The 23858-nt window shown below is 37.0% G+C and carries 26 protein-coding genes; 18 read left to right on the top strand and 8 right to left on the bottom strand.

The window, feature by feature from the left end:
- Positions 1 to 50: 50 nt before the first annotated feature.
- From Q4496_RS01710 to Q4496_RS01695, 4 genes are all read left to right on the top strand, one after another.
- The gene (locus tag Q4496_RS01710) at positions 51 to 506 is read left to right on the top strand and encodes a thioesterase family protein (RefSeq protein WP_215971886.1); all 456 of its coding nucleotides are present in this window, start codon (positions 51 to 53) and stop codon (positions 504 to 506) included.
- A gap of 110 nt (positions 507 to 616) precedes the next feature.
- The gene (rarD, locus tag Q4496_RS01705) at positions 617 to 1531 is read left to right on the top strand and encodes an EamA family transporter RarD (RefSeq protein WP_215971887.1); all 915 of its coding nucleotides are present in this window, start codon (positions 617 to 619) and stop codon (positions 1529 to 1531) included.
- Between the two features lie 182 nt (positions 1532 to 1713).
- Entirely contained in the window at positions 1714 to 2388 is a 675-nt protein-coding gene (locus tag Q4496_RS01700) for a single-stranded DNA-binding protein (protein ID WP_215971888.1), read from the top strand.
- A 122-nt stretch (positions 2389 to 2510) separates the two neighbouring features.
- Positions 2511 to 4667: an SHOCT domain-containing protein gene (locus Q4496_RS01695; RefSeq protein ID WP_303609829.1), complete on the top strand. Its 2157-nt coding sequence runs from the start codon at positions 2511 to 2513 to the stop codon at positions 4665 to 4667.
- Between the two features lie 117 nt (positions 4668 to 4784).
- On the opposite strand, the gene Q4496_RS01690 is transcribed toward Q4496_RS01695, so the two are convergent.
- From Q4496_RS01690 to ccoG, 3 genes are all read right to left on the bottom strand, one after another.
- Positions 4785 to 5432 (bottom strand): thiol:disulfide interchange protein DsbA/DsbL, encoded by a 648-nt coding sequence (locus Q4496_RS01690; RefSeq protein WP_303601224.1) that lies wholly within the window; start codon positions 5430 to 5432, stop codon positions 4785 to 4787.
- 86 nt (positions 5433 to 5518) lie between these two features.
- Complete coding sequence (locus Q4496_RS01685) at positions 5519 to 6496, bottom strand: serine/threonine protein kinase (protein ID WP_215971891.1); 978 nt, start codon at positions 6494 to 6496, stop codon at positions 5519 to 5521.
- A 40-nt stretch (positions 6497 to 6536) separates the two neighbouring features.
- Positions 6537 to 7976 carry a cytochrome c oxidase accessory protein CcoG gene (gene ccoG / locus Q4496_RS01680; protein WP_303495844.1) on the bottom strand — a complete coding sequence of 480 codons (1440 nt, stop codon included), beginning with the start codon at positions 7974 to 7976 and terminating at the stop codon, positions 6537 to 6539.
- A 104-nt stretch (positions 7977 to 8080) separates the two neighbouring features.
- On the opposite strand from ccoG, the gene Q4496_RS01675 reads away from it, so the two are divergent.
- On the top strand, positions 8081 to 8437 hold the full coding sequence (locus tag Q4496_RS01675) for a hypothetical protein (RefSeq protein WP_215973649.1): 357 nt from the start codon (positions 8081 to 8083) through the stop codon (positions 8435 to 8437).
- Between the two features lie 20 nt (positions 8438 to 8457).
- Here Q4496_RS01675 and Q4496_RS01670 read toward each other — a convergent pair whose 3' ends face one another.
- The 5 genes from Q4496_RS01670 to flgA all read right to left on the bottom strand — a co-directional run bounded on the left by Q4496_RS01670 (position 8458) and on the right by flgA (position 12730).
- A complete protein-coding gene (locus Q4496_RS01670; protein ID WP_303609828.1) occupies positions 8458 to 9843 on the bottom strand; it encodes a formimidoylglutamate deiminase in 1386 nt (461 codons plus the stop codon).
- Positions 9844 to 9864: 21 nt separating this feature from the next.
- A complete protein-coding gene (gene hutG / locus Q4496_RS01665; RefSeq protein ID WP_303609827.1) occupies positions 9865 to 10656 on the bottom strand; it encodes an N-formylglutamate deformylase in 792 nt (263 codons plus the stop codon).
- A 473-nt stretch (positions 10657 to 11129) separates the two neighbouring features.
- A complete protein-coding gene (gene flgN, locus Q4496_RS01660) occupies positions 11130 to 11558 on the bottom strand; it encodes a flagellar export chaperone FlgN (protein ID WP_252727554.1) in 429 nt (142 codons plus the stop codon).
- Positions 11555 to 11857: a flagellar biosynthesis anti-sigma factor FlgM gene (gene flgM, locus Q4496_RS01655; protein ID WP_215973646.1), complete on the bottom strand. Its 303-nt coding sequence runs from the start codon at positions 11855 to 11857 to the stop codon at positions 11555 to 11557. The genes flgN and flgM overlap by 4 nt, the downstream gene beginning before the upstream one ends.
- Positions 11858 to 11971: 114 nt before the next feature.
- On the bottom strand, positions 11972 to 12730 hold the full coding sequence (flgA, locus tag Q4496_RS01650) for a flagellar basal body P-ring formation chaperone FlgA (RefSeq protein WP_215973645.1): 759 nt from the start codon (positions 12728 to 12730) through the stop codon (positions 11972 to 11974).
- 106 nt (positions 12731 to 12836) lie between these two features.
- Here flgA and flgB point away from each other — a divergent pair, with 106 nt between their 5' ends.
- The 13 genes from flgB to Q4496_RS01585 all read left to right on the top strand — a co-directional run.
- Entirely contained in the window at positions 12837 to 13208 is a 372-nt protein-coding gene (gene flgB, locus Q4496_RS01645; RefSeq protein WP_215973644.1) for a flagellar basal body rod protein FlgB, read from the top strand.
- A 3-nt stretch (positions 13209 to 13211) separates the two neighbouring features.
- Entirely contained in the window at positions 13212 to 13628 is a 417-nt protein-coding gene (flgC, locus tag Q4496_RS01640) for a flagellar basal body rod protein FlgC (protein ID WP_215973643.1), read from the top strand.
- Positions 13629 to 13639: 11 nt separating this feature from the next.
- On the top strand, positions 13640 to 14296 hold the full coding sequence (locus Q4496_RS01635; RefSeq protein WP_303609826.1) for a flagellar hook assembly protein FlgD: 657 nt from the start codon (positions 13640 to 13642) through the stop codon (positions 14294 to 14296).
- Between the two features lie 17 nt (positions 14297 to 14313).
- Positions 14314 to 15663 (top strand): flagellar hook protein FlgE, encoded by a 1350-nt coding sequence (locus Q4496_RS01630; RefSeq protein ID WP_303609825.1) that lies wholly within the window; start codon positions 14314 to 14316, stop codon positions 15661 to 15663.
- 12 nt (positions 15664 to 15675) lie between these two features.
- Positions 15676 to 16407, top strand: coding sequence for a flagellar basal body rod protein FlgF (locus tag Q4496_RS01625; protein WP_303609824.1), 732 nt, complete (start codon positions 15676 to 15678; stop codon positions 16405 to 16407).
- Positions 16408 to 16424: 17 nt separating this feature from the next.
- A complete protein-coding gene (flgG, locus tag Q4496_RS01620; RefSeq protein ID WP_215973640.1) occupies positions 16425 to 17210 on the top strand; it encodes a flagellar basal-body rod protein FlgG in 786 nt (261 codons plus the stop codon).
- A 5-nt stretch (positions 17211 to 17215) separates the two neighbouring features.
- A complete protein-coding gene (locus Q4496_RS01615; protein WP_215973639.1) occupies positions 17216 to 17935 on the top strand; it encodes a flagellar basal body L-ring protein FlgH in 720 nt (239 codons plus the stop codon).
- A gap of 18 nt (positions 17936 to 17953) precedes the next feature.
- On the top strand, positions 17954 to 19066 hold the full coding sequence (locus Q4496_RS01610; RefSeq protein ID WP_215973638.1) for a flagellar basal body P-ring protein FlgI: 1113 nt from the start codon (positions 17954 to 17956) through the stop codon (positions 19064 to 19066).
- Positions 19067 to 19074: 8 nt separating this feature from the next.
- Positions 19075 to 19545 carry a rod-binding protein gene (locus tag Q4496_RS01605; RefSeq protein WP_215973637.1) on the top strand — a complete coding sequence of 157 codons (471 nt, stop codon included), beginning with the start codon at positions 19075 to 19077 and terminating at the stop codon, positions 19543 to 19545.
- Between the two features lie 5 nt (positions 19546 to 19550).
- The gene (flgK, locus tag Q4496_RS01600; protein WP_215973636.1) at positions 19551 to 20885 is read left to right on the top strand and encodes a flagellar hook-associated protein FlgK; all 1335 of its coding nucleotides are present in this window, start codon (positions 19551 to 19553) and stop codon (positions 20883 to 20885) included.
- A gap of 11 nt (positions 20886 to 20896) precedes the next feature.
- Positions 20897 to 21793 carry a flagellar hook-associated protein FlgL gene (flgL, locus tag Q4496_RS01595; protein WP_215973635.1) on the top strand — a complete coding sequence of 299 codons (897 nt, stop codon included), beginning with the start codon at positions 20897 to 20899 and terminating at the stop codon, positions 21791 to 21793.
- 30 nt (positions 21794 to 21823) lie between these two features.
- On the top strand, positions 21824 to 22849 hold the full coding sequence (locus Q4496_RS01590; RefSeq protein ID WP_215973634.1) for a flagellin: 1026 nt from the start codon (positions 21824 to 21826) through the stop codon (positions 22847 to 22849).
- Between the two features lie 185 nt (positions 22850 to 23034).
- Positions 23035 to 23858 (top strand): flagellin (locus tag Q4496_RS01585; RefSeq protein ID WP_303609823.1); only part of this gene is annotated, 824 nt, incomplete at its 3' end.

Below are 23858 nucleotides of genomic sequence, written 5' to 3'. Positions count from 1 at the left end.
CAAACAAGTCAGACCAGCATGTGTTTGAATGAACGCTAAGGTGTATTTGAATGAATCAAGAAGAAATGTATCAACAAGTGACTACTTTTTGGAATGGTAATATGCCATTTAATCAATTATTAGGTCTGGAAATTACCCGTTTTAATGCACAAAAATCTGAAGTACGCTTCCCTTGGAGTGATAAACTGATTGGTAATCCAATACAAAAAATCCTTCATGGCGGTGTAACGGCGTCTGCACTTGATCTTGCCGGAGGAGCCGTTGTGGTTGCTAATATCATCGAACAACTTCCTGAAATTACCCCTATTACTATTGAGCAAAGTTTAAAAAAAATTAGTACAATAGATTTACGTACAGATTATTTACGACCAGGGCGAGGTGAAGAGTTTATTGTAACTGCACATATTATACGAAGCGGCAGTAAAGTTGCTGTAGCGCGTATGGAAATGCACAATGAACTTGGCGAACATATAGCGTTTGGTACAGGTACTTATATTGTTGGCTAGTACCACAAAAAATATAAATGTTAGGAATGTAAATATAATTACCTAACACTGAAATCTTCGATGTTGTGCTATGATACTGTTCTAGCTAGTTATTATCACAAAAGAACTCTATGGCACTTTCACAACAAAAATCATCAACAGGCAGTGGCGTCACTAATGCACTAGCAGCTTATTTTATGTGGGGGCTTGCACCAATATATTTTAAGTTGCTAATTGATATTGGGGCGGGCGAAATTTTAATGCACCGTGTTGTTTGGTCAAGTGTCTTTTTATTGTTATTAGTATTACTAAGCAAAAAACGGTTAGTACTAATGCAACTATGTAAACAGCCTAAAGTTATAGCCAAACTGAGTTTATCAGCAGCGGTATTAGCGGTTAACTGGTTGATATTTATATGGGCTATCAATAACAATCATTTACTTGATGCCAGCCTAGGTTATTTCATTAACCCATTATTTAATGTTGCTCTAGGTATGATCTTTTTTAATGAGCGTTTACGACGTAATCAGAAAATTGCCGTCGTTCTGGCTGGATTTGGAGTGTTTGTACAGCTTTTTACAGTTGGTTCACTTCCTTTGGTTTCTTTAGTGTTGGCAAGTACTTTTGCTATTTATGGGGTACTCAGAAAAAAAATGCACGTTGATTCTTTTGTCGGCTTGCTTATTGAGTCTTTATTGATGTTGCCTATTGCGATACTTTATTGGCTCTATTTTATTGACAGCTCAACAGCCGATTTAACCTCAAATAGCGCTTCATTAAACTTTACCCTAATAATGGCGGGTATTGTTACGACTGCGCCTTTATTGTGCTTTACCGCTGCAGCGAAACGCTTAACATTATCAAGTTTGGGATTTTTTCAATATATAGGTCCAAGTATTATGTTTTTACTTGCTACTTTTTATTATAAAGAATCAATGCAATTAGCAGAGTTTGCGACGTTTATTTTTATTTGGCTAGCTTTAGCGCTTTATAGTATTGATGCTTACCGCACCATGAAAAAAACTCAAATACCTAATACTCAATAGTATGGGTAACGCCTGGTTATTATTGTACAGTGAAGTTTGTGGTTGATTTGATTAATATAATTGTTATTATTTTGGTATTCTGTTGAAATATGATTATCAACTTTTATTATTTGTAGGGCAGCGTAACGTACAAAATTATTGAAAATAACACTTCCCCGAAAAGGCTATAAGAGCTATTTGTTATGCATAAAATAAAATCACCTACAGTAAACCAACAGTTATGTGCTGTTACCCTACTAGGCAATTTAGTTGCCGATCCTGATATTCGTTATCGAGCGAACCCTGTCTCTGCAATCACTGAAATTACGCTTGCTACAAGCTCAAAATGGTTAGATAAAAAAACAAATCAATTTAAAGAATGGACTAGTTACCATAGCGTTAGAGTTGAAGGTGACTTGGTTGAGCAAACTTTATTAACGGCTAAAAAGGGTGACATTCTTTTAGTTCACGGCTACTTAAGCCATATAAAGCCCAGTGGCGATACAAAAAATACTGCTTTATCTATTGTTCATGCAAATTTTATCCAAAAGTTTAATAAAGGCTATACTCAAACAATTAATCAAATTTTATGTAGTGCTCAACTTAGCTCTACTCCTAAATTGATAACTACACAAAATAATAAAAACTTAGCGCAAGTGACTATAATAATAAATCAACAGGATTATTCTGTGGATAAGCAATGCTGGTTAAGTCATCAGGTCGTCCTAGAGTTACATGTGTGGGGTAAACAAGCACAGTATTTGGTTGATAATGCTAAAGTTAATGATAGTGTTATGGTAGAAGGTAAATTGAGTTATTTAGCGACGGCGGATAAAAAACAATTTATAGAAGCTAAAACAGTCCATTTACTGTCTTAATTTATGTTGCCTGAATTCGTATTATTTTAACTAATACTCGCTCTACCTACATACTAGCAAGCCGCTTATATTATAGGATTTAAGCAGAAAACCCTTACAATATTAAAATAAAGTGAACAATTATGCATAGTATTTATGATTTCTGTAATTTAATTTGGCATAGGGTGTATGTCGCTATATTGATTATCAATTTAAGCTTGTTATCGGTTCATGCCTATGCGACGACCAATAATTATCAATTCAAAGCGGTAATGCAATTAGAGTCTAACCCAAATGAAGCAGTTCAATGGGCACAGTTAACAGCACACCCAACTAACACAAATCAATATTTTATCATTAGTAAAACAGGGCAAATGTTCTTTGTTGATGAGATGGCTGAATTACGCCAAGTATTAAGTTTACAAGATAATAATGCCAATGCTTCATCAATTAAGTTAACAGCTATGGCCTTGCACCCTAATTTTGCTTTGCGAGATCAATTAGGTTACGGCACCTTTTATACTGCTCATATTGAACCGTTAGATAAAAACATAGCAACTAAACGCATACAAGAGCGTGATAACAGTTTAGCGCTTACCTTTGATGCCGTAATTACAGAATGGCAATTTCACTCTAGCAAATATCAACAAGTAAATGTGAAGACTAAGCGAGAAGTGTTACGAATAGCAGTGCCAGATGAAAGCCTAATGATTAAACAAATGACATTTAATCCTTATGCTAAATCATGGAATGATGGCTTTGGTTTACTTTATATTGCGTTAAATGGTCAGTCTAAATGGCAAAAACCGCTTTATTCAGGGGCTATTTTACGTATAAACCCAGCAAAGTTTGGTTTACGAAGCTTTACTGTACCAAGGAACAACCCTTATCTAGCAGAAAATGAAATTGCAGACGAAATTTATATATTCAATGAGCAAGATATAAAGCACTTTACTTGGCCTGATAAAGGGAGGGAGGATATGCTACTTTCCCAGCTGCATAACAATAAGTCGGTATTATCTTTAATTAGTATTAATCATAATTTACGAGAAAATAATGTCACAAAAATTGTTTATCAGGGAGATAATATAGTTGAAGGTGTAATGATATATAGGGGAGCAGAGCTACCTTCATTACGTAATAATGTATTAATACTAACGAGAGAGAAAAATAAAAACTGGCTGATAGAATCTTTAAAGTTAGCATCACCTGTTAACAAAAGTGACAAGGGAGAAAATAAAGCAAAACAAACATGGCAATTTTCTGCTGAACAATTACCGTACGATAGTGATATTGCGGTGATTAATAATAGAGATGGTGAAGTACTGATTATAGATAAAACCTTAGGCAGTATCTTTCAAGTATTTAAAGCTATGGTTCAACCAAAGCTACCTCTAGAGCAGGAGGTTGTTTCGATAGCAGCTGAAAGCGAAGCAAGTTATCACTTATATATTCTATTATTAATACTATTGATTATTATCGGAAGTAGTTTTTACTGGTTTAAGCGTAATAATATATCAGCAAAAGCAATAGTTAGAAAACAATTTGCGCAGTTAGAGTTAAGTGAATCGAAACAGCAAATAGGCTTGTATCATCGACATCAAAAGACAGTAGATACTATTATTAATATAAATGATATCAATAATTTGGAAATAAAATTAAATGGCGAGACAATTACCCGTGTTAGTCGAGAAAATGATAGTGGTTTTAATGATGCTAAAGAGCAAAATTTGCGTATTGCATTGAATAAAGAAAAAACAGATAAAATGGTGGATGACAAAATCAGGCAAATCAATTTGTTATTTACGGATACTCAGGGGAAAAACTATACTGTTTGTTTATATATGCGCAAAGGTAGCGCTCGGGTTACCAAAAAGACATATTCAGCTGTTATTGAAGATTTAATTGATTGGTGTTGGTTAATTGCATTATCACTGAATCCTGACGATACAGGTATACGAAAGCAAAAATCGCCTGTATCGACCAAACAAATAAAGAGTACTGTTGAAAAAAAATCTCATCTCGCTTCATTACATGAGCAAGCAGCATCAAATCGCTTATCTACTTATCAAACGAGATCTGTACCAGAAGTGCCTACGGATAATGTAGAGAGCACATATAAGCCTTCGGTGTTAGATAACGACAAGAGAGCCACTGATACCCCCCAACAAGACAGGGTTGTAGATAGCGTATTAGTGAACGCACTAGAGAAGCTAGTAGAGTTAAGAAAACAAGGTTTTTTAACGCAAGAAGAGTTTACTGAAGCGAAGAAAAATGTATTGGGTAGTTTATCTGATTAGTATCAATGATAAATCAGCTTAGGCTGCTGTGACTAATACTTAGTTTGGCGTTTTTTAGTTCTAGCAAAAGAAGAATAACGAGTAACATTATGATAACTCGTTATTCTTTTTATTATATTACTTAATTGTTAGTAGATAATTAATTAAGTTTTTATAATCTTCTTTTGGGTTACTTTTATCTAAAGCACCTGAATTAACACGGTATTTACCATTTACTATTACCGTTGGTACGCCAGTTAATGCGCGTTTTTGTGACATTACATCTTGGTGTTTTTTCATGGCTTTAGCATGAGCGTTTACGCTAAAGCTTTTTGATAACTTATCAAATTGTTCACCGTCAGCACCGTTTAAAACAAAAATATTACGCAGATCTTTTTCAGTTGTAATAGTAGCGCGTTGAACATGGATGTAGTTAAATATCGCGCCAATATACTTGTCACTATTTTCTAACTGCTCTGCAATCGCAATACTTTTTGTGATCATTTGTTGAATTGTTGGTGATACACCACCAAGAAAATCAACGTGATTACGTTCAAATTTTACATTATCAGGTAACTGTTTTTTAATGTCATGCATAATGGGTTCAAACTGAAAACAGTGACCACAATAAACAGAAAAGTATTCGCGCACTTCTACATTAGTTGAAGCCGTTTCGCTTACTTTAGTATATTGATCTCCTTCAGTATATTTTGCAGCGTTAGCCGTTATTGATAAGGCTAAAAGTGGCATTAATAACACCATAAATAAGCGATGGATTTTTTTCATTACTGTATTCCTAATTTATTATAGTTAATCTAGCTTAAATCAACGGGGATCTCTTGTCGATAAGCTTTGAATTCTAATAAGTTGTATCAAGTGGGTGATAAACTTAATGCTGGCTGTTGTAGCGCCCACATCTGTTCTTTAAGCATGAGTATTTGCTGTTCCCAATACTTTTCTGTATTAAACCAAGGAAAATTTCTTGGGAAAGCGGGATCTTGCCAACGTTTACATAACCATGCCATATAATTAACTACACGCATAGTTCTTAATGATTCTATCAAAGTAAGTTGTGAAGATTCAAATGAAAAGAACTCTTCATAGCCCATTAGTAGGGTATCAATTTGTAACAATTGTTGTTGACGGTCTCCCGAAAGCATCATCCATAAGTCTTGAATCGCAGGCCCCATACGGCAGTCATCTAAATCTACAAAATGAGGCCCTTCATCACGCCATAAAATATTGCCCGCATGACAATCTCCATGTAAGCGTATTTGCTGCTTTACTTGATATTGGCTGGCAGCCATATCAATTACTTGTTCTAATATGGTGAAGAAAGGCTTAAGTAAGCCTTGTGGCACAAAGCCGCTTTGCTTAATAATATCACTGGCTTGATAAAGCATCTCATCAGTATTAAAGCTCGGCCTATATTCAAAAGGTTTTTGTGCGGCTACGGCATGAATACGCCCAACAAAGCGTCCCATCCATTCTAATTGGTCTAAGTTATCAACTTCAAATATTCGGCCACCGCGGCAGGGGAATACGGCAAAATGGTAACCCTGATGTTCAAATAAGCTTGTGCCATTTTTTTTAAGTGGCGCAACGATGGGAAGTTCTTGCTCATCAAGTTCAAAAGAGAAGGTATGCTCTTCTTGAATTTGAGCTAATTCCCAACGCTGCGGTCGATAAAACTTAGTAACATACTTAGTTAAATTTTCATCATGAAATTGATAAACACGATTTTCATAACTGTTAAGTGCCAATAAACCGCTGTCTACGCTAAAACCTGCACTCTCCAAACCATCGATGATAGTGTCAGGAGAAAGCGATTTAAAATCAAATTGTGCCATGAGTACTCATTTATTTATATTATTACCTAAGCGGGCTTCTTTAGCGTTTGTTAAAAAAGCGGCTTTCACTTTCAACTTTTACATCATCTTCAGGTGAAATCTGCTCAACAGTAAAGGTAATGTCAGTCATAAAGCCTTCTAATTCATAAGGATCTACTGAGATGCTTATTGGTAATGTATATACAGTGGCTGCTTCAACAAAAACTTCTTGTTTACCATGCCATTGGGTATTTTCAATACCGTTTACAGACAGTCTATAGGTATTGTCCGTTTGTGACATATTAAGGATCTTTAACGTGTATACGTTTTCTATTTCACCATTAAAATTCTCTTTCGCTAGCTCTGTTCTATCTCTAATTATGTCGAGTGATAATGGTACGCGATTAACTATTTCTAGTACTAACATGGTACTCATTATAACTAGAACAATGGCATAACCAATTAATTTTCCTCGTAAAAAATGAACTTTTTTACCCTTGAGTTCATGCTCTGTTGTATATCGTATAAGGCCTTTTTCATAGTTCATTTTCGCCATCACGCTGTCGCATGCATCAACACATGCTCCACAGTTTATACATTCATATTGTAAGCCGTTACGTATATCTATGCCGGTAGGACAAACTTCGACACATAAGTTACAATCAATACAATCACCTAGGCCTGCTTCTTTAGGATCTTGCTTTCTTGATCTTGCACCACGATTTTCACCTCTCGCTTTATCATAAGAAACGGTTAATGTATCTTTGTCGAACATCGCAGATTGAAAGCGTGCATAAGGACACATATGTAAACACATTGTTTCGCGCATCCAACCAGCGTTACCGTAGGTCGCAAAAGTAAAAAAGGCTAACACTATTGCCATCGTTACTGTGGTATTTAGTGTAAATATATTAACAACTAACTCATTCATTGGCGAAAAATAACCAGCAAATGTTGTTGCTGTAAATAATGAAAATAATAACCAACTCGTGTGTTTTAGTGTTTTTTTCCAAAATTTATTGGCATTCATTTTTTGTTTGTCGAGTTTTCTACGCTGATTAGCGGTCCCTTCTATTTTTTCTTCAAACCAAATAAATATGAAAGTCCATACTGTTTGTGGGCACATATGTCCGCACCAAACTCGACCTAAAAATGTGGTGACAAAAAACAATAAAAATGCACCAAAAATAAATAACCAAGCTAATAATGTTAAATCTTGTGGCCAGAGTGTCAGGCTCCACAAAGTAAAGCGTTGCTCACTAATATCAAATAAAACAGCTTGTTGACCATTGTATTGTAGCCAAGGAAGTAGTGCGAAAAAAGCAAAGTAAACTAAGTTTGTTCGTTGCCTCAGCTTTTGAAAAAAACCAGGACTTTTTCTAACGTAAATTTGGTCGCCGGGCTTATAGCGCTCTTTACTATTCTTAGCTGGGTGAATTTTTACATTAGTAACGGGTATTTGAACAGAGCTAGGTGATGCTGGCTTTTCGTCAATGCTCACGATAAATCCTTAGAAGAGAGGTTTGAATTAGTCTAAAAATAATTATAATGTTATTGTCTGTACAATAATAACATAAATTAGCTCATACTAATATACGGAATCTCATGAAAAATATATTGATCTTGATCGTGACTGCGGCAGTTTTTTTGCATTTTTATCCGCAGCCTGAGGTAACTAAATTCTATAATGATACCAAAGCAACACTGGTAGATAGTTTTACAGAATTTAGCGACACTAATGTGCGTTTAAAGGCCGATAAGGTGTTAATAGATTTACAACCGGAATTAAATAACTTTTCGGTTGAAGAAGTTGATGCTTTAACAGAGATAACATCCTCTAGAAAACGTGTGAATGAGTTTTATCAAGACTACTGTAAAGATACTAAAAGAAGTACTGTATTTCATCCTAACAACCAAGCTAAAGTATGTAAGGCGATAAGTAAGTATGAAAGTATACTTTAGGTGCTTTTAGCTTTAGCTTATTAAGCTGATAGCTTTGTTAATAGTTGGGCAAATTTATCAGCACTGACTTGTTCTTTTGGGTGCCGGCCATCTAGCACCACCCAGCTACCATTAACCATAACATCTTTAATTGTGTTGTGCTGGCTAGCAAAAATAATGCTGTCTAGTAAATATTGGTTTTTATTGGCAAATAGAGCAGTTTTGTTGTCGTCGATCACCAGTAAATCAGCTTGTTTACCTATTGATAATACGCCAGTGTTTGAATTTGTGCTTTGTGCACCACTAGCTGCTGATTTTTGCCATAAACTTTGCCCAACAGAAGCAACGTTGGTTGAGGTAATGAGTGCTCTTTGTTGCTTAATTAACCGTTGGGTGTACTCTAGCCAGCGTAGTTCCTCAATGGGGCTAACAGAAATATGGCTATCAGAGCCTATAGCGAAAGATCCCCCTAAAGCGAGAAAATCTGTTGTTGGAAAAATACCATCACCTAAATTTGCTTCTGTTGTTGGGCAAATACCCACCACAGCGTTGTGGTCTATAATACCTTGTTGCTCTTTTTCATTTATATGTGTTGCGTGTATTAAACACCAACTTTCATCTATTTTCATGTTATCGATTAACCACTCTACCGGGCGTTTGGTATAGTAATTTAAGCAATCATTGACTTCTTGTTGTTGCTCAGAAATATGAATATGAATAGGTGCTTTAGCATCTAATGAACGTACATGATCAACTGCTATCGTCATTGCCTCTTTATCAACAGCACGTAATGAATGTGGTGCTATGCCAATATTGCTATTTGGGTACTCTTGGCTTAATTCATAACAATCACTTATTAATTGATTGAATTGTGTTGTGGAATTAATAAAGCGTTTTTGCCCTTCGGTTGGTGCTTGCTGACCAAAGCCTGAATATTGGTATAAAACAGGCAATAAGGTTAAACCGATCCCCGAGTGTTGAGCGGCATTAAAAATAGCCTGCGCCATTATTGCTAACTTGGCTTGGGATTGATTTTTGCTATGAGAGTGACCATCAATATCATGATGTAAATAGTGAAATTCAGCAACGCGTGTATAACCAACTTTTAACATTTCAATATACAATTGCTGTGCAATTATTTCGGTGTCTTCAGGAGTTAATTGTGCAAGAAACTTGTACATTATTGTACGCCAAGTCCAAAAGCTATCTTTACCTTCGCTACCTTGTTCGCTAAAACCTGCAAAAGCACGTTGAAAGGCGTGAGAATGACAATTAATCATTCCTGGAATAACAGCTCCTTGAAATACTTCCGCTTCATGATCCTGACCTGAAGTAATGGCGATAATAATGCCATTGGCAATAGTTAGTGTTTTATCGGTCGCCCAACCATCGCTTAATAGAATATTTTTTGCATAGTATTTTTTCATTTTTATTCTCATTTAACCTTACTATAAATCTTGCGTTGTGAATTCGGCTAGGCATTGGACAAATTTTTTCAGTTGTTCTTTTACATTATTAGCTTTTTGTTCGTTATAGTGATTGCTGGGTTCATCTAAATAAGTACTTTGTGATAGTTCAAGCTGAATTGCGTGAATGTTATCTTTTGGGTTGCCATAAGCACGGGTAATATAGCCGCCTTTAAAGCGACCATTAAAAATAGTGCTAAAAGGGCTTAAGTCCAGTTCTTGTATTTTATCTATTAAGGCTTGGTCGCAGCTTGTCCCATCAGCGCTGCCAAAATTAAAATCCGGTAAACGTCCTGAAAAAAAGCGAGGAACCTGCGATAGAATTGAATGAGCATCTAATAAAACCACCCTTTTATACTTACGTTTAAGGTGCAACAACGTTTCTGCTAACACTTGGTGATATGGTTGCCAATAATTTTCGATTCTGCTGGTTATTTCTTCTGGCGTTGGATTGTTACCGTCATGGTAGAGAGGAGATAAGTCGAAAGCGGTTGTTGGACATAATTCGGTATTATCGGCACCAGCGTATAAAGCGACACCACTTGGACTTCTATTTAAATCAATAACATAACGACTATACTTTGGAATCAATGTATAAATGCCCATTGCCGTGGCGAAGTCGTATAGCTTGTCTATATACCAATCAGTATCGGCAACATTGTGTCCATTTTCTGTCATATTATTAGCAATATGCTTGGGTATTAGTTGACCATTATGCGGCATACTAATTAGCATACCTATATTACCTGAAGTTAAGGAATAACTAGCGTTCATTGTAGCTCTTTTAAATGCGGAGTAGTTGTATATACAAGTTGTAGTAATCTACCATGTAAAACTGATGATAAGCAAATCTTTTAGCTTTGGCGTTTACAATGTCAAAGTGGTTATTTTAAGTATAGATAATTTTATATACTGAATTTTAGATTTTTTACCTTACTGTATTATCAAGGTAACTGTTAAACCGATGGGCGAAAAAAGTGTAATAAGAAAATGCCGTAGTGATTGTTTTAATAGGATGGCATATTTGAGGCTTGTTTGCTTTTAGGATAAGAGCTTAGTTAATAAAATAAGCTAAGAAAACTAGACTCAAAATTGGGAGAGGGAATAAGCACCCAAGCAAGATATGACAAGTTTATCTGACCACCCATTAGGCAAAAAAATATAATATTAATTCAATATCGAATTAAATTGTTGCTGTCAAAATAGATATGTTTTGCTAATTCAGTAAAATGAACAGTTCAGTAATGTTAAAAATTCATTTCTGGATAAGTATTTTTATTTTCACCACCAGTTAAACGTTGCATTAGTTGGCGTTGGTTTGCTAATAATTGGCCAGAGCGCTCATTTAACGCCTTGCACAATTTAGACTTCATCGTTAGTTCTTGAAGTAACTCTGTGGTCATTTTTTTTACAGGATCTGGTAATTTACTACAAAGTAAATGTAATCCTTCACTATTACAAGGCAAGCCTAAACCGCTCAAAAATTCATCTCTTTGCTGATGAGTTTCGTTTAGGTTATTAAGAATTATCAGCATTTTTTCATTGTGGCTTTCTAATCCTGAGTCGCGTTGACTTAATAGCTCATACTGAGACTCTAACGCATTAATCAATACATCTAACTTATTAATGTCATTTTTCAGGCTTGTAATAAAGGATTTTATGCTGTCTATTATCATTGTTTATGTAGCTCTAATAATGCATTGATTAGGGCTTCTTCATCTAATACTAATTCGCCATTAGCGATAGCAGCCTTAACATCGGCAACTTTTTTCATGTCAACATCAGTTTGGCTAGATAATGTTTCAAAAGTAGAGTCAATTGACTTACTTAGCTCACTAACTTGGCTTGTTGAACTTGCTACTTTTTCAGCCTGTTGATTTTGAGGCGAATTTTTTTGCAACTGTGAATGCTCTAAGGTATTGTTTACCTTGTGATTTTGTTCAACAGGCATACTTGGTTTATTAATTATATTCATTGCAAGATTTACCTAGGTAATTTGTTATATTTACTACTAGCTATAGAAAGCGTCAAGATAGCGGCAGAACTTAAATATTATTAGTGTTTTTTTCAATTAAATTTATAAATACAGTTAAAGAAATATTTTTACAGTTCCTTTTCCGATAACTTGTCCTTCAACTACTTGGCCTGAAGTAAGGTTTTTAACTTTAATTCGCTGTCCTAACTGACCATCCTCTAAAGCAATTGCGGTAACACTGGCATTAAATGTTGGTGTTGAAACATGTAGTTCGACATGCTGATCACGATTCACTAGATATTGTTTTTCTAACAAGCGACGATTGATAACGTCACCGCTATTTATGTCGCGACGAACTTGCATACCAATAACATTATTAATATTAACTTCCATGCCATGTAAATGGCTTGCAATATTTAGTGAACGAGTATCAAGTAAATCAGCAGTGAGTATTTCACCGCGCTGTAAATCACGTTTTGCAACGACTAAATTCATCCATAAATCTACCTTAGCACTGGCTCGAAATTGCCATTTGGGTGAATCACACTTGATGGTTAATCTAATTCTCCCCGCAGGCACTGACGAAGGCTTAGAACGTGAAATTTGTAAATTAGTACATTCTAAATCTTCACTTCCTTTTGGAATGAATAGATTAATTTTTTGTTGCTGGCTAATTGCTCCATGATAACTTAAAAACCGTGCAATTTCTTGATTGATGTAGTGGCGAGATTCCTGCTCAAAATTAATGCTGTTTGCTTGAGTGGTTCCTATAAAGCAACTCATGACAAAGTAGAGGAAGTATAAATAGTTCCTATGCGGAAGTTTAACTTCCGTTTGTTGGTTGTTTTTTAAATGGCCGAGATAATAAGTCATTGAATTTAATGTTCTTTAAATGTTGGCATAAAGGTTGTTATATAGGTTGTATGGAAATGCTTTTATTTTCAGATGAGCATACAAGAATCAAACAATAGAGGCAACAATGGCATTATTTGATCAGTCCCTAGGCGTGCATCCATTTTCGATGCAATTAAGAATGGATAGAGCTGAAATTATTGCGGGTAATTTGGCAAATGTTGAAACACCGGGGTTCAAAGCTAGAGATATCAACTATCAGCAAATTATGGAAAGTGTTTCTAGTGATCTTTCACAAAATCATACTGTTGGCTTTTCTGGAATTGAGCAACACCAACTCCAATACCGAGTGCCTTATCAGGCTTCAAGTGACGGAAATAGTGTTGAATTGAACGTAGAGCAAGCTAAATTTGCTAGCAATAGCATGGATTTTCAAACAAGCATGACGTTTTTAAATATGAAAATAAGCGGCTTACATAAAGTAATCAAAGGAGATTAGAACGTGTCTTTTAATTCTATTTACGAAATTAGCGGAAGTGCTATGCGAGCGCAAGTAATGCGCTTAGATACTATTGCTTCAAACTTAGCTAATTCAGATACCGCAGCCTCAAGCGAAGAAGGTGCTTATAAAGCACTAAAGCCTGTTTTTTCAGCTGCATACAGTTCGAATCTTGATGAACGCTCTATTTCTGCCGCAGTTAATATGCTTGGTATTACGGAGTCGGACCGCACAGTAGAACAGCGTTACGAGCCAAATAATCCACTCTCTAATCCTGATGGTTATGTGTTTTATTCTAATGTAAATGTACTTGAAGAAATGGCAGATATGATGTCGGCAAGTCGCAGCTATCAAACCTCAGTAGAAGTAATGGGGCGTGTTAATAGCATGCAGCAAAGCATCCTGAAATTAGGTCAATAAGGGTAAATAACGTGGATATAAATAGTTTAACTCAAAATACTAGTGAAGCATTAGCTTTAGAGAGTAATGTCACAGGAAATGGCCAGTCGGCACAAGAAATGTCAACCATGTTTTTAGAGTTATTGGTTGCTCAAATCAGTAACCAAAACCCATTAGAGCCAATGGATGGTACTGAATATGTCAGTCAGCTTGCTGAATTTGCAAACGTTGAGTCGTTACAAAGTATTAATCAAAATACCAGCAATAGCCTTGATTATATGAATAGCCTGATGGTACTTGAAGCTACTAATATGGTAGGCGAATCAGTCGACGTGCTAGCGAATAGTGTTGCTTTAGAAAACCCTGGCAGTGTTTCAGGTATGGTTAATTTATCAAGCCCTGCAGATTCTGTCACTGTACAACTTTATAACAGTAATGGGGATCTAGTCGAAGAAAAGAATTTACCCTATACCGGTGCAGGTTCATTACGGTTTGAGTTTGATAACCAAAATGCAGGAGATTATGCGGTACGTGCTTATACAACGACAGACAATATACCTGAGCAATTAAACACTTGGTTAAGTGGCGAAGTTGAGCGAGTGTCTGTAGGTGCTTCAAGCGATGATATTATATTACAAATTGATGGTTTGGGTAATTTTGGACTCACCGAAATTAACCAATTAGCTTAAATTATTAGGAAAGTAACATGTCTATATTGAATATTGGTCTAACAGGCCTAAAAAGTACGCAAACAGCGTTAGAAGTTACCAGTAATAATATTGCTAACTCCGCTACCGCTGGCTATAAACAATCTGATGCCGAATTTGCCTCAGTTTATAATGGTGGTCAACAAGGTGGTGTTAAAGTTACAGATATTAAAGAAGATTTTGTCACCGGTGGTGAAATCGTTCGAACGGGTAACTCGCTTGATATCACCATTGATGGGCAAGGTTTTTTTGCTATTACAGAAAACGGCAAAACGGCTTATACCCAAGCAGGTCAGTTTGGTTTAGATTCAGATTTGAATATTGTTAATGCCAATGGCAGTAATTTACAAGGGTACGGTATTTCTGAATCAGAGAATGGCGGCGATCCAAGTATTGTGTCTGGTATATTAACGGATTTAAAAATTGAAGGTGCCAATATTCCAGCTAAAGCAACCGACGGTATTGATTTTAATGGTAATTTAAGTTCATCCAGCGACCTTATTCCTTATCCAACAACTGGTGATTTTGACCCTACCGATGGCAGCCAATATAACTTTTCACAATCAACAGAGATCTTCGATTCTTTAGGTAATAGTCATATTATGACGCAATACTTTAATCATACTGCTACAAATGAGTGGCAAGTCATGTACTTTGTTGATGGTGAGCCTTTAACTACAGCGGAGATTGCGACTACAGGCACAAATGGCACCCAAGATGTTGTTGTAGATGGTACAACAATAACAGCAGGAGTTGTGACTATTGCCTTTGCTACCGATGGTCAAATGGACCCGTTAAGTGGTACACCTTTCGCTCCGCCTGGAACGGTACCTGATAATAATACCGATGATCCATATAATCAACGTGAAATAACGTTAACTTTTACTGCCAGTGGTGGCGGTGCACCCATTGATTTAACTCTAGATATGGTAAAAACCACCCAATTTGGTACTAGTTTTGCTATGTATGAAAATGACGCAAGTGGTTACACCTCAGGCTCTTTTTCAGGGGTGACGGTTGCTGAAGATGGTAAGTTATATGCAACGTTTACCAATGGTGAATCGAAACTGCAAGGGCAAGTTGCATTAGCTTCATTTGCTAATGTTAATGGTTTACAGCCAGGTGATAATACTGTGTGGTATGAAACAGATGACTCTGGCACAGCGTTGTTTAGTGAGCCAGACTCAGGCGCGATTGGTAAGTTACTGTCTGGATCATATATGGGCTCGAATGTTGACGTCAGTGAACAGTTAGTCGGTCTCATGTCTTTTCAACAAAACTATCAAGCTAATGCAAAAACAATTAGTACCGCTGATGAAATGATGCAAATTTTATTTAGTAATACGTAAAGGGCATAAGCGATGGAAAAGTTAATTTATACCGCAGTCTCCGGCGCGGAACTAAATAATACGGCATTGCGAGTCAGTGCCAATAACTTAGCTAATGTCAGTACTGTTGGTTTTAAAGCAGATCTAGAGCAAGCACAGTCTATGATGGTCACGGGTAGTGGCTTTCGAACCCGTTATCACGCACAAATGAAACCGGTGACCACAGATTTATCTGCAGGACCAATTATGGATACCGGTCGTAATTTAGATGTTGCATTAAGTGACGGTGCTTATTTAGAGGTCATAGATGACAATGGTAATCCGGCTTATACACGCTCTGGTAATTTAGAAGTGGATGCTGATGGCTTTATAACGGTTAATAATAAGCGTGTACAAGGTGTTGGAGGCGACATTCAATTACCTGAATTTGGTGAAATTGAAATTAGTCCAAGTGGTCTTATTAATATCGTTCCTTTAGGTGGTGGTGTTATCGCTGAGGAAGCACAACTTAAACTAGCCAGCACAGATGGAATTTTAATCAAAGGTAAGGATGGCTTATTACGAGCAGATAACTTACAACCACTTGATCAAGATGATCAATTACGTTTACGCACCGGAGCTTTAGAAGGCTCTAATGTAAACGCAGTACAAGAAATGATTAAAACAATGAATATTAGTCGTCAATTTGAGATGAACGTCAAAATGATGAAAGCAGCAGACGAATTAGCAAGTAGCGGCAATAAACTAATTAGTGGCAATGGTTAACAGTAAAGGTTGTAACAATGAATTCAGCATTATGGGTAAGTAAAACAGGGTTAGCAGCACAAGATTTGCGCATGACCACCATTTCAAATAATTTGGCGAATGTGAGCACTGCAGGCTTTAAAAAAGACCGTGCAGTTTTTGAAGATTTATTTTATCAGGTGCAAAAGCAACCTGGTGCACAGGCAGATGATTTAAATCAATTGCCATCAGGTATTCAAGTGGGTACTGGTGTACGTATTAATGGAACTCAAAAGCAGTTTACCGAAGGAAGCTTTGAAACTACCAGTAATCAGTTAGATGTTGCTATAGCTGGACAAGGTTTCTTCCAAATAGAAAGTCCTGACGGTGAACTTTTATATACCCGTAATGGTCAATTTCAACTTAACTCTGAGTCCTTACTTGTTAATGGTAATGGTTTACCATTAGCACAAAATATTGCGCTGCCTGAAGGTACGACGAAAGTAACTATTGGCACCGATGGTACTATTAGTGCAGTGGTAAATAATGATACTCAGCCTGTAGAACTAGGCCAGTTACTAACTGTAAACTTCGCTAATCCTGCAGGTCTAGAAAATTTGGGTGGAAACTTATACCGAGAGACTGCAGCTTCAGGTGAAGCGATTGAAGGCGTACCCGGTGAAGAGTCATATGGCGGCTTACAACAATTTACTATTGAAGGCTCTAACGTTAGTGTCGTTGAAGAAATGGTCAGTATGATTGCCGTGCAACGTGCTTATGAAATGAATGCTAAAGTGGTATCAGCAGCTGATGAAATGCTACGCTTTATTAATCAAAATTTGTAATAGCTATGTTTAATTTTACCTTAATCGTTACCGTCATTTTGTTACTAAGTGGTTGTAGTTCTAGCTACGACCAAGAGTATGTTCAATGCCCTGTTTTTGGTGGAGAAGTTAAGTGTCCTAATGTTAAAGAAGATAAATCAAAAGAAGATTACGAAATTGAGCAGGATGCTTCTCAAGTCGGCTTAAATTATGAAGAGGGTAGTCTTTATAGTGAACAGTATATGTTTTCGCTTTATGCAGATAAACGTGCCTATCGAGTTGGTGATATTTTAACTGTGGTACTTAGTGAGCGAACTCAATCAAGTAAAAGCGCAGGATCTAGCCTTGATAAAAGCACCGATATTGATGTAGGTGTCCCCCTTGCTGGTGGGCTAAATGTTGCAGATTTTAATCTTGGTGTCGGTTCAAGCACTGGCTTTGATGGTAGTAGTAGTACTAGCCAACAAAACTTTTTAAGTGGTGCGATCACCGTGCGCGTTACCCATGTATTATCGAATAACACCTTGGTTATTCGCGGCCGTAAGCGTATTCAATTAAATCAAGGTGATGAATACATAGAAATTGAAGGGTTAGTTCGACCAGGTGATATTGATGTCGCTAACAGAATTTCCTCATTACGTATTGCCGAAGCGCAAATTAGTTATACAGGTAAAGGAACCTTTGCTGATGCTTCAAGCCCAGGCTGGTTTACATCTTTATTCTCGCGTTATTTAAACCCATTTTAATATTGAGTATTTGACCTTATGTTGAAAAAAACTTTTACCGTAATGTGTATTTTCATCGGCTGCTTTTCGTTTAATACTCTTGCGGCTAAGTCACGCCCACTGCTTGATATTGTTGATGTATTAGGGGTTAGAGAAAATCAGTTGGTAGGCTATGGCCTAGTGGTGGGTTTACCTGGCTCTGGTGATAAAGCACAAGTAAAATTTTCGGCACAATCGCTGAGTAATATGCTCAAGCAATTTGGTGTAACGATGGATGAAACAACGTTACCTAAATCTAAAAATATAGCCGCAGTGGCAGTACATGCTACTTTGCCCGCAATGGCAAGCCCAGGTCAAGCAATAGATATCACGGTTAACTCCTTAGGTGATGCCAAAAGTCTTCATGGTGGTAGCCTTATGTTAACACCGTTAAAAGGCGTCGATGGCAAAGTGTATGCGTTAGCGCAAGGTAACTTAGTTGTTGGTGGTATTAATGCCAGTGGTCAAAATGGCTCATCGGTTACTATTAACGTACCAACATCAGGAATAATCCCAGGTGGCGGTATTATAGAGCGTAATGTTAGTGATATGTTTAAAGTACAACCGGATGTAGTACTTAATTTAAAAGAACCTAATTACCAAACTGCACGTAACGTTGTTAAGGCCGTTAACCAAGTGTTTGGGCCTGGAGTCGCACGTGCACACAACTGGGGGCGCTTGATATTAAGCGCACCAATAGACGCTAATAGCCGCAATACATTTATGTCGATGTTGCAAGATATTATGGTTGAAGAGGGCTCTGAACAACCGCGTGTTATTTTTAATAGCCGCACCGGTACTGTTGTTATGAATGATGTGGTGAGAGTTAATCGGGCTGCAGTAAGTCACGGTAATCTGACAATAACGATTGCTGAAACTGAAGGTGCATCGCAGCCGGGGCCATTCTCAAATGGTAGAACTGTGCCTCTACAAGCGAGCTCTGTTGATGTGAATGAACAAAAGAATCATATGGTATTACTACCAGAAGGTACTTCACTTGAAGAGATTGTTAAAGCAATAAATACGTTAGGTGCTACCCCAAGTGAATTAATGTCTATTTTATTAGCACTTGATAAAGCCGGAGCCTTAGAGGCTGAGCTATTAGTAATTTAGGAATGAAAATGACAATTACCCCACCAGATATCAGTGCGCAATCATTAGCGATTGATCCAAAAAAAATAGAGTCCATTACTGCTAATTTAAGTGAGCAAGACGGCATAAAAAAAGCAGCAGAACAATTTGAAGCTATTTTTTTACAATTAGTGTTAAAAAATATGCATGCGACGACAGAAGCAATGTCATCAGAGAATGGTTTCTTTTCCAGTAAAGAGCAAGCTCAATTTCGTGATATGTATGATGCACAAACCGCACAGCACTTGGCCGCGACACAACAATTAGGGTTAGCTGAAGCTATCATTCGTCAATTTGATGAAAATTTTGCACCAGTAGAAAATAAATTTAAGGAAATGGCAGAAGGGGTCGCTTTACCAGATAAAGCTCATAATAAAAGTATTGTTCATGAGGCTGATCGGAGTGATTTTTATTCTAGTTCAGCATTTGCGCAATCTTTAAATATAATTCCGATCAGGTAATTACAATGTCAATGATAAATAATGCACTAAGTGGACTTAATGCTGCTAATGTAGCCCTGACTGTTGCAGGTCAAAATGTGGCGAATGCTGCAGTTGAAGGTTACTCACGTCAGGCTGCGTATTTTGAAACAGCAGGTTCCCCTTTAGGTGGTGTAAATGTAGTATCTGTTGAGCGTATTGTTGACGCATTTTTAAATGATGATATATGGCGTACTAGTTCTTCTTTAGGTTACTACGAGGCTAAGCAGAGCTATTTAGGTTATATCGAAGAAGTGGTAGGAACCGACACGTTAAATTTTAATGACGCTATCACTGAAATTAGTAATGCATTTAGTGCTGCGGCGACAACACCAGATTCTTTAGCCTACCGTCAAGAGATAATTTCCTCTTCAGAGTCTTTATTACAAGACTTGGCACAACTGAATGGAGCTTTAGAAGGACAACTGGATAAGCTTAGCTTAGAAATGAGCAATCTTGCGCTTACTTCTAGTTCTTTGACAGCTCAAATTGCAGAAATTAATGATAAAATAACTCAGTCAGAAGCAAAGAATTTACCTACTTCAGAGCTTAAAGATAACCGCGAGCGTTTAGTGACAGAGCTATCAAATACTATAGGTATTGCGATTACTGATCGTGATGATGGTAGTATAGATATAAGTACTTTAAGTGGGGCACCGTTAGTTATTGGAAATAAAGCGGCAGAAATAACAGTGAGTGGCACAACGGTAACAACGTCACTTGCAGGGCAGTCTTTTCAACTTACCGATCAAGTTGGTGGGCGTTTTGGCGGTTTAATCAGTGTTGATACCCAAGTAATAAAACCTACTTTTGCAAGTTTAAACACCCTTGTTCAAGACTTGGCTGATGATATGAATACTGCATTATCGGAAGGTTTTGATTTAACTGGTAATGCCGGTATAGCACTATTTGACTATAATCCTGTTAATCCTCTTGGTACGATAACTATTAATTCAGCAATAACACCAGAAAAACTTGCACTTATTGGTGGCGAATTTGATCTTAGCGGTACTTGGGTTGCTACGGGGGGACCCGGTGATAATGCTAATATTGCTAATATTGTAGCTGCTATTGCTAATAATGGTAGTGGCTTTACCTCACTAGTTGGTGATCTTGCAATTAATAGTCAACAAAATCAAAATAGTATTTTAACATCAACCACATTGAATGATAGCGCCGTATTAGCGCGAGACAGCCGTAGCGGTGTAAACCTTGACGAAGAAGCGGCAAGCTTAATGCACTTTCAACAAATGTATAGCGCGAATGCAAAAGTGATCACTACCGCCGATCAAATGTTTACTTCACTATTGAATATGTTTTAAGGGAAAATACCATGCGTCTTAGTAGTCATCAATTTCATTTAAATTCAATAAGTAATATTCAATATAATACAGCGCGTTTTAATGAAGCCTCTACTCAATTAGCAACGAACCAAAGAATAACAAAACCTTCGGATGATCCGCTTGGTGCTGTTATGCTATTAAATTTAGATGCTGAATTAGATTCATTAGAACAGTATAAGTCTAATATGGAATCAGTTAATTTCACTTTAAGTCAACAAGAAGTAAAATTAACTGGCATTGTTAACCAAATATATTCATTGCAAAGTTTAATCACTACTGCAGCCGATGGCTCGATGGGCACTGAAGAATTAAAAGCGCTTGGGCAAGAAATGTCGGTTATTTTTCCTGGAATTGTTGATTTACTTAATGGAACGGACAATGAAGGAAAATATTATTTCTCAGGCAGTGAAACAAACACTAAACCTTTTGATTTAGATGCTGCGGGAAATTACGCTTACTTTGGTGATGATGGTGTTCGTGACGTTGCCGTAACGGCCGACTCTAGTGTAGCAAGTAATATTACGGGAAATGAACTAGACCCAGGCGCTAATTTTTTAAATGCGATGAAAGATTATTTGGTTGATGTTAATAATCCTCCTGCGACAGGTGTCGGCAATGAATCTCGTGTGATGATTGATGAACTTTCTTCTTTTTTAGCTACCATTACTGGTGAAATTACTCAGATTGGTGGTACGATGGCATCGCTTGATTCACTTGCAAATAGCAACTTGGATATTATTACAGTTACTTCTAACTTACGTGATGAAATAAGCTCAGTAGATTATCCAGAAGCGTTTATTAAAATGAATGAATCAATGGCTTCATATGAGTCATCAATGCAGGTATATGCCAGCGTGACTTCTTTATCGCTATTTTCATTTATATAACTCAGTACACTATAATAGGCCATTTTCACCATGCTCGTTACAAGTAGCGAAAAACCTCAAGCTCCAGATGCTATAAAAACGGCTAAGTCTGAGTCACTTGTAAGCCAAGTAAAAGAGCGTACGCCAAATCAAGCGATAAATAAAGTAACGGCTAAACAAGAACAGGTAGAGGTCTTGTCACGTTGGTCAGCGCGAGGCAAGCTAAGCCAAGCACTGGCAAAAGCTGAATATAGCGAAGCAACTTTGCGTCAAATGTATAATGCATTAAGTGATTTGGCTAGAAAACTCAATACTCAAACTGCCTCAGTTAAACCAAATTCTGCCCAGCAAACTGAAGTACAATCAACAATTCAATCAATGCAGCAACTAGCGGCAAAATCAGGTAGTGGTTTAAATAAGCAACTAAATCTTAGCAGTGAGAGTGATGTTAGTGTGCGCCAGCTAAATGCGAATATTGATTTACTTTCAGCACGACCTCATGACGAAAAAATTAATTTATTAATGGGGCGAAGTGGTAAGTCAGTTGTTTTGAATTTACCAGCTAACCAAGGCGAAGCTAAAAACTTAACCAGTATTCAAAATGCGTTTGCTAGACAAGATATTAATGTTGAATTAGATCGAAATAATAATTTATTATTTAGTGCTACTAAAGAGCATGCGGGTTTACTTGATGAAACGTGGATAATGAGTGGTGAAGGTGTAAGAGTGGCTGCAGGTAACCCAATTTCAGTGCCTTTAACTGAACCAAGTAACCAGCTTGAACAACTTGCACAAGTCGCCGAATCAAATAGCGATATTCAAGCGCATCGTGATAAAATAAAACAAGTACAACAACACTTGAGATCGAGCATACTTAAAGCTCAAGCACAGCGTAAAGAGCTAGCTAGTCAGTTACTCGAAATTGAAAGAGCAGCAACAAATATGCAACCAAACGAGTTAACTGATTTAAGTAACAGTCTTGGTGATCAAATGTTTAATGTTGGCACTAATAGTATTAGCACTATTATGGCACAAGCCAACATAACACATAGTCTAGTACGCTACTCTCTTTATTGATCTTAATAAAATCTCTGAAGTACCAGCTGAGTTTGTAGCTTCGTTAATATATATTATTAATTTAATCTTTATTCTTAAATAATAAGTAACTAAATAAAAAAAGATCAAAACATTTTAGTTTTTTTTAACTCGGTCGCTTTTTAACTATGAAAGATAATTAAAGCGAGTTCACAGGAGAGTTATTAATGGCTTTATCAATTCAATCGAATATGGCATCAATGTCAATTCAAAACCAATTAGGTCGTAGTAACGATAGTTTATCGACGGCGCTAGAGCGTTTAGGCTCTGGTTTTCGTATAAACTCAGCAAAAGATGATGCAGCAGGTTTACAAATTGCTTCACGTTTAAATGCACAAGTAAAAGGTCAAGAAGCTGGTATTTATAACGGTAATAATGCGATGTCTATGATGCAAACAGCGGAAGGTGCGTTTGATGAAATGACTAATATTGCTTTCCGTATGAAAGAGCTTGCAACACAAGGTGCGAGTGACGCCAATGGTGATACTGAATGGTTAGCACAAAGTGCTGAGTTTTCAGCACTATCAGCAGAATTGACTAGTATTATGGAAAATACGTCTTTTGGTGGTACTGACTTATTAGATACCGCGGATAAGTTTGGTGCTGGTGCGGTTAGTTTTCAGGTTGGTTCAAGTACGGCTGAAACGCTAGCCGTTAATATTTCAACTGATTTAGCTGCTGTTAAAACTGCAATGACTGCTTCATCAAGTAGAGCTGCAACAGGTACATCAACAACTAATGGTACCTTTTCTAATGTTGCAGATGCTCAGGCGCAACTTGGTTTAGTGGATACGATCATTGGTAGTATTGGCAGTGCACGCTCAGCGTTAGGTGCGTCAATGAATCGCCTTGAGCATACCATGACGAACGTAACTAACATGAAAGAGAATACGCAAGCTGCGTCATCTACGTTAATGGATGCTGACTTTGCAGCTGAAACGTCTAACATGACTAAGCAGCAGTTGTTAATGAACTCAGGTATTTCAGTATT

Source organism: Colwellia sp. 5_MG-2023 (assembly GCF_030547795.1).
GTDB lineage: Bacteria > Pseudomonadota > Gammaproteobacteria > Enterobacterales > Alteromonadaceae > Colwellia.
Note: the sequence above shows the minus strand (reverse complement) of the source record. Positions and strands in the feature narration are given on the sequence as shown.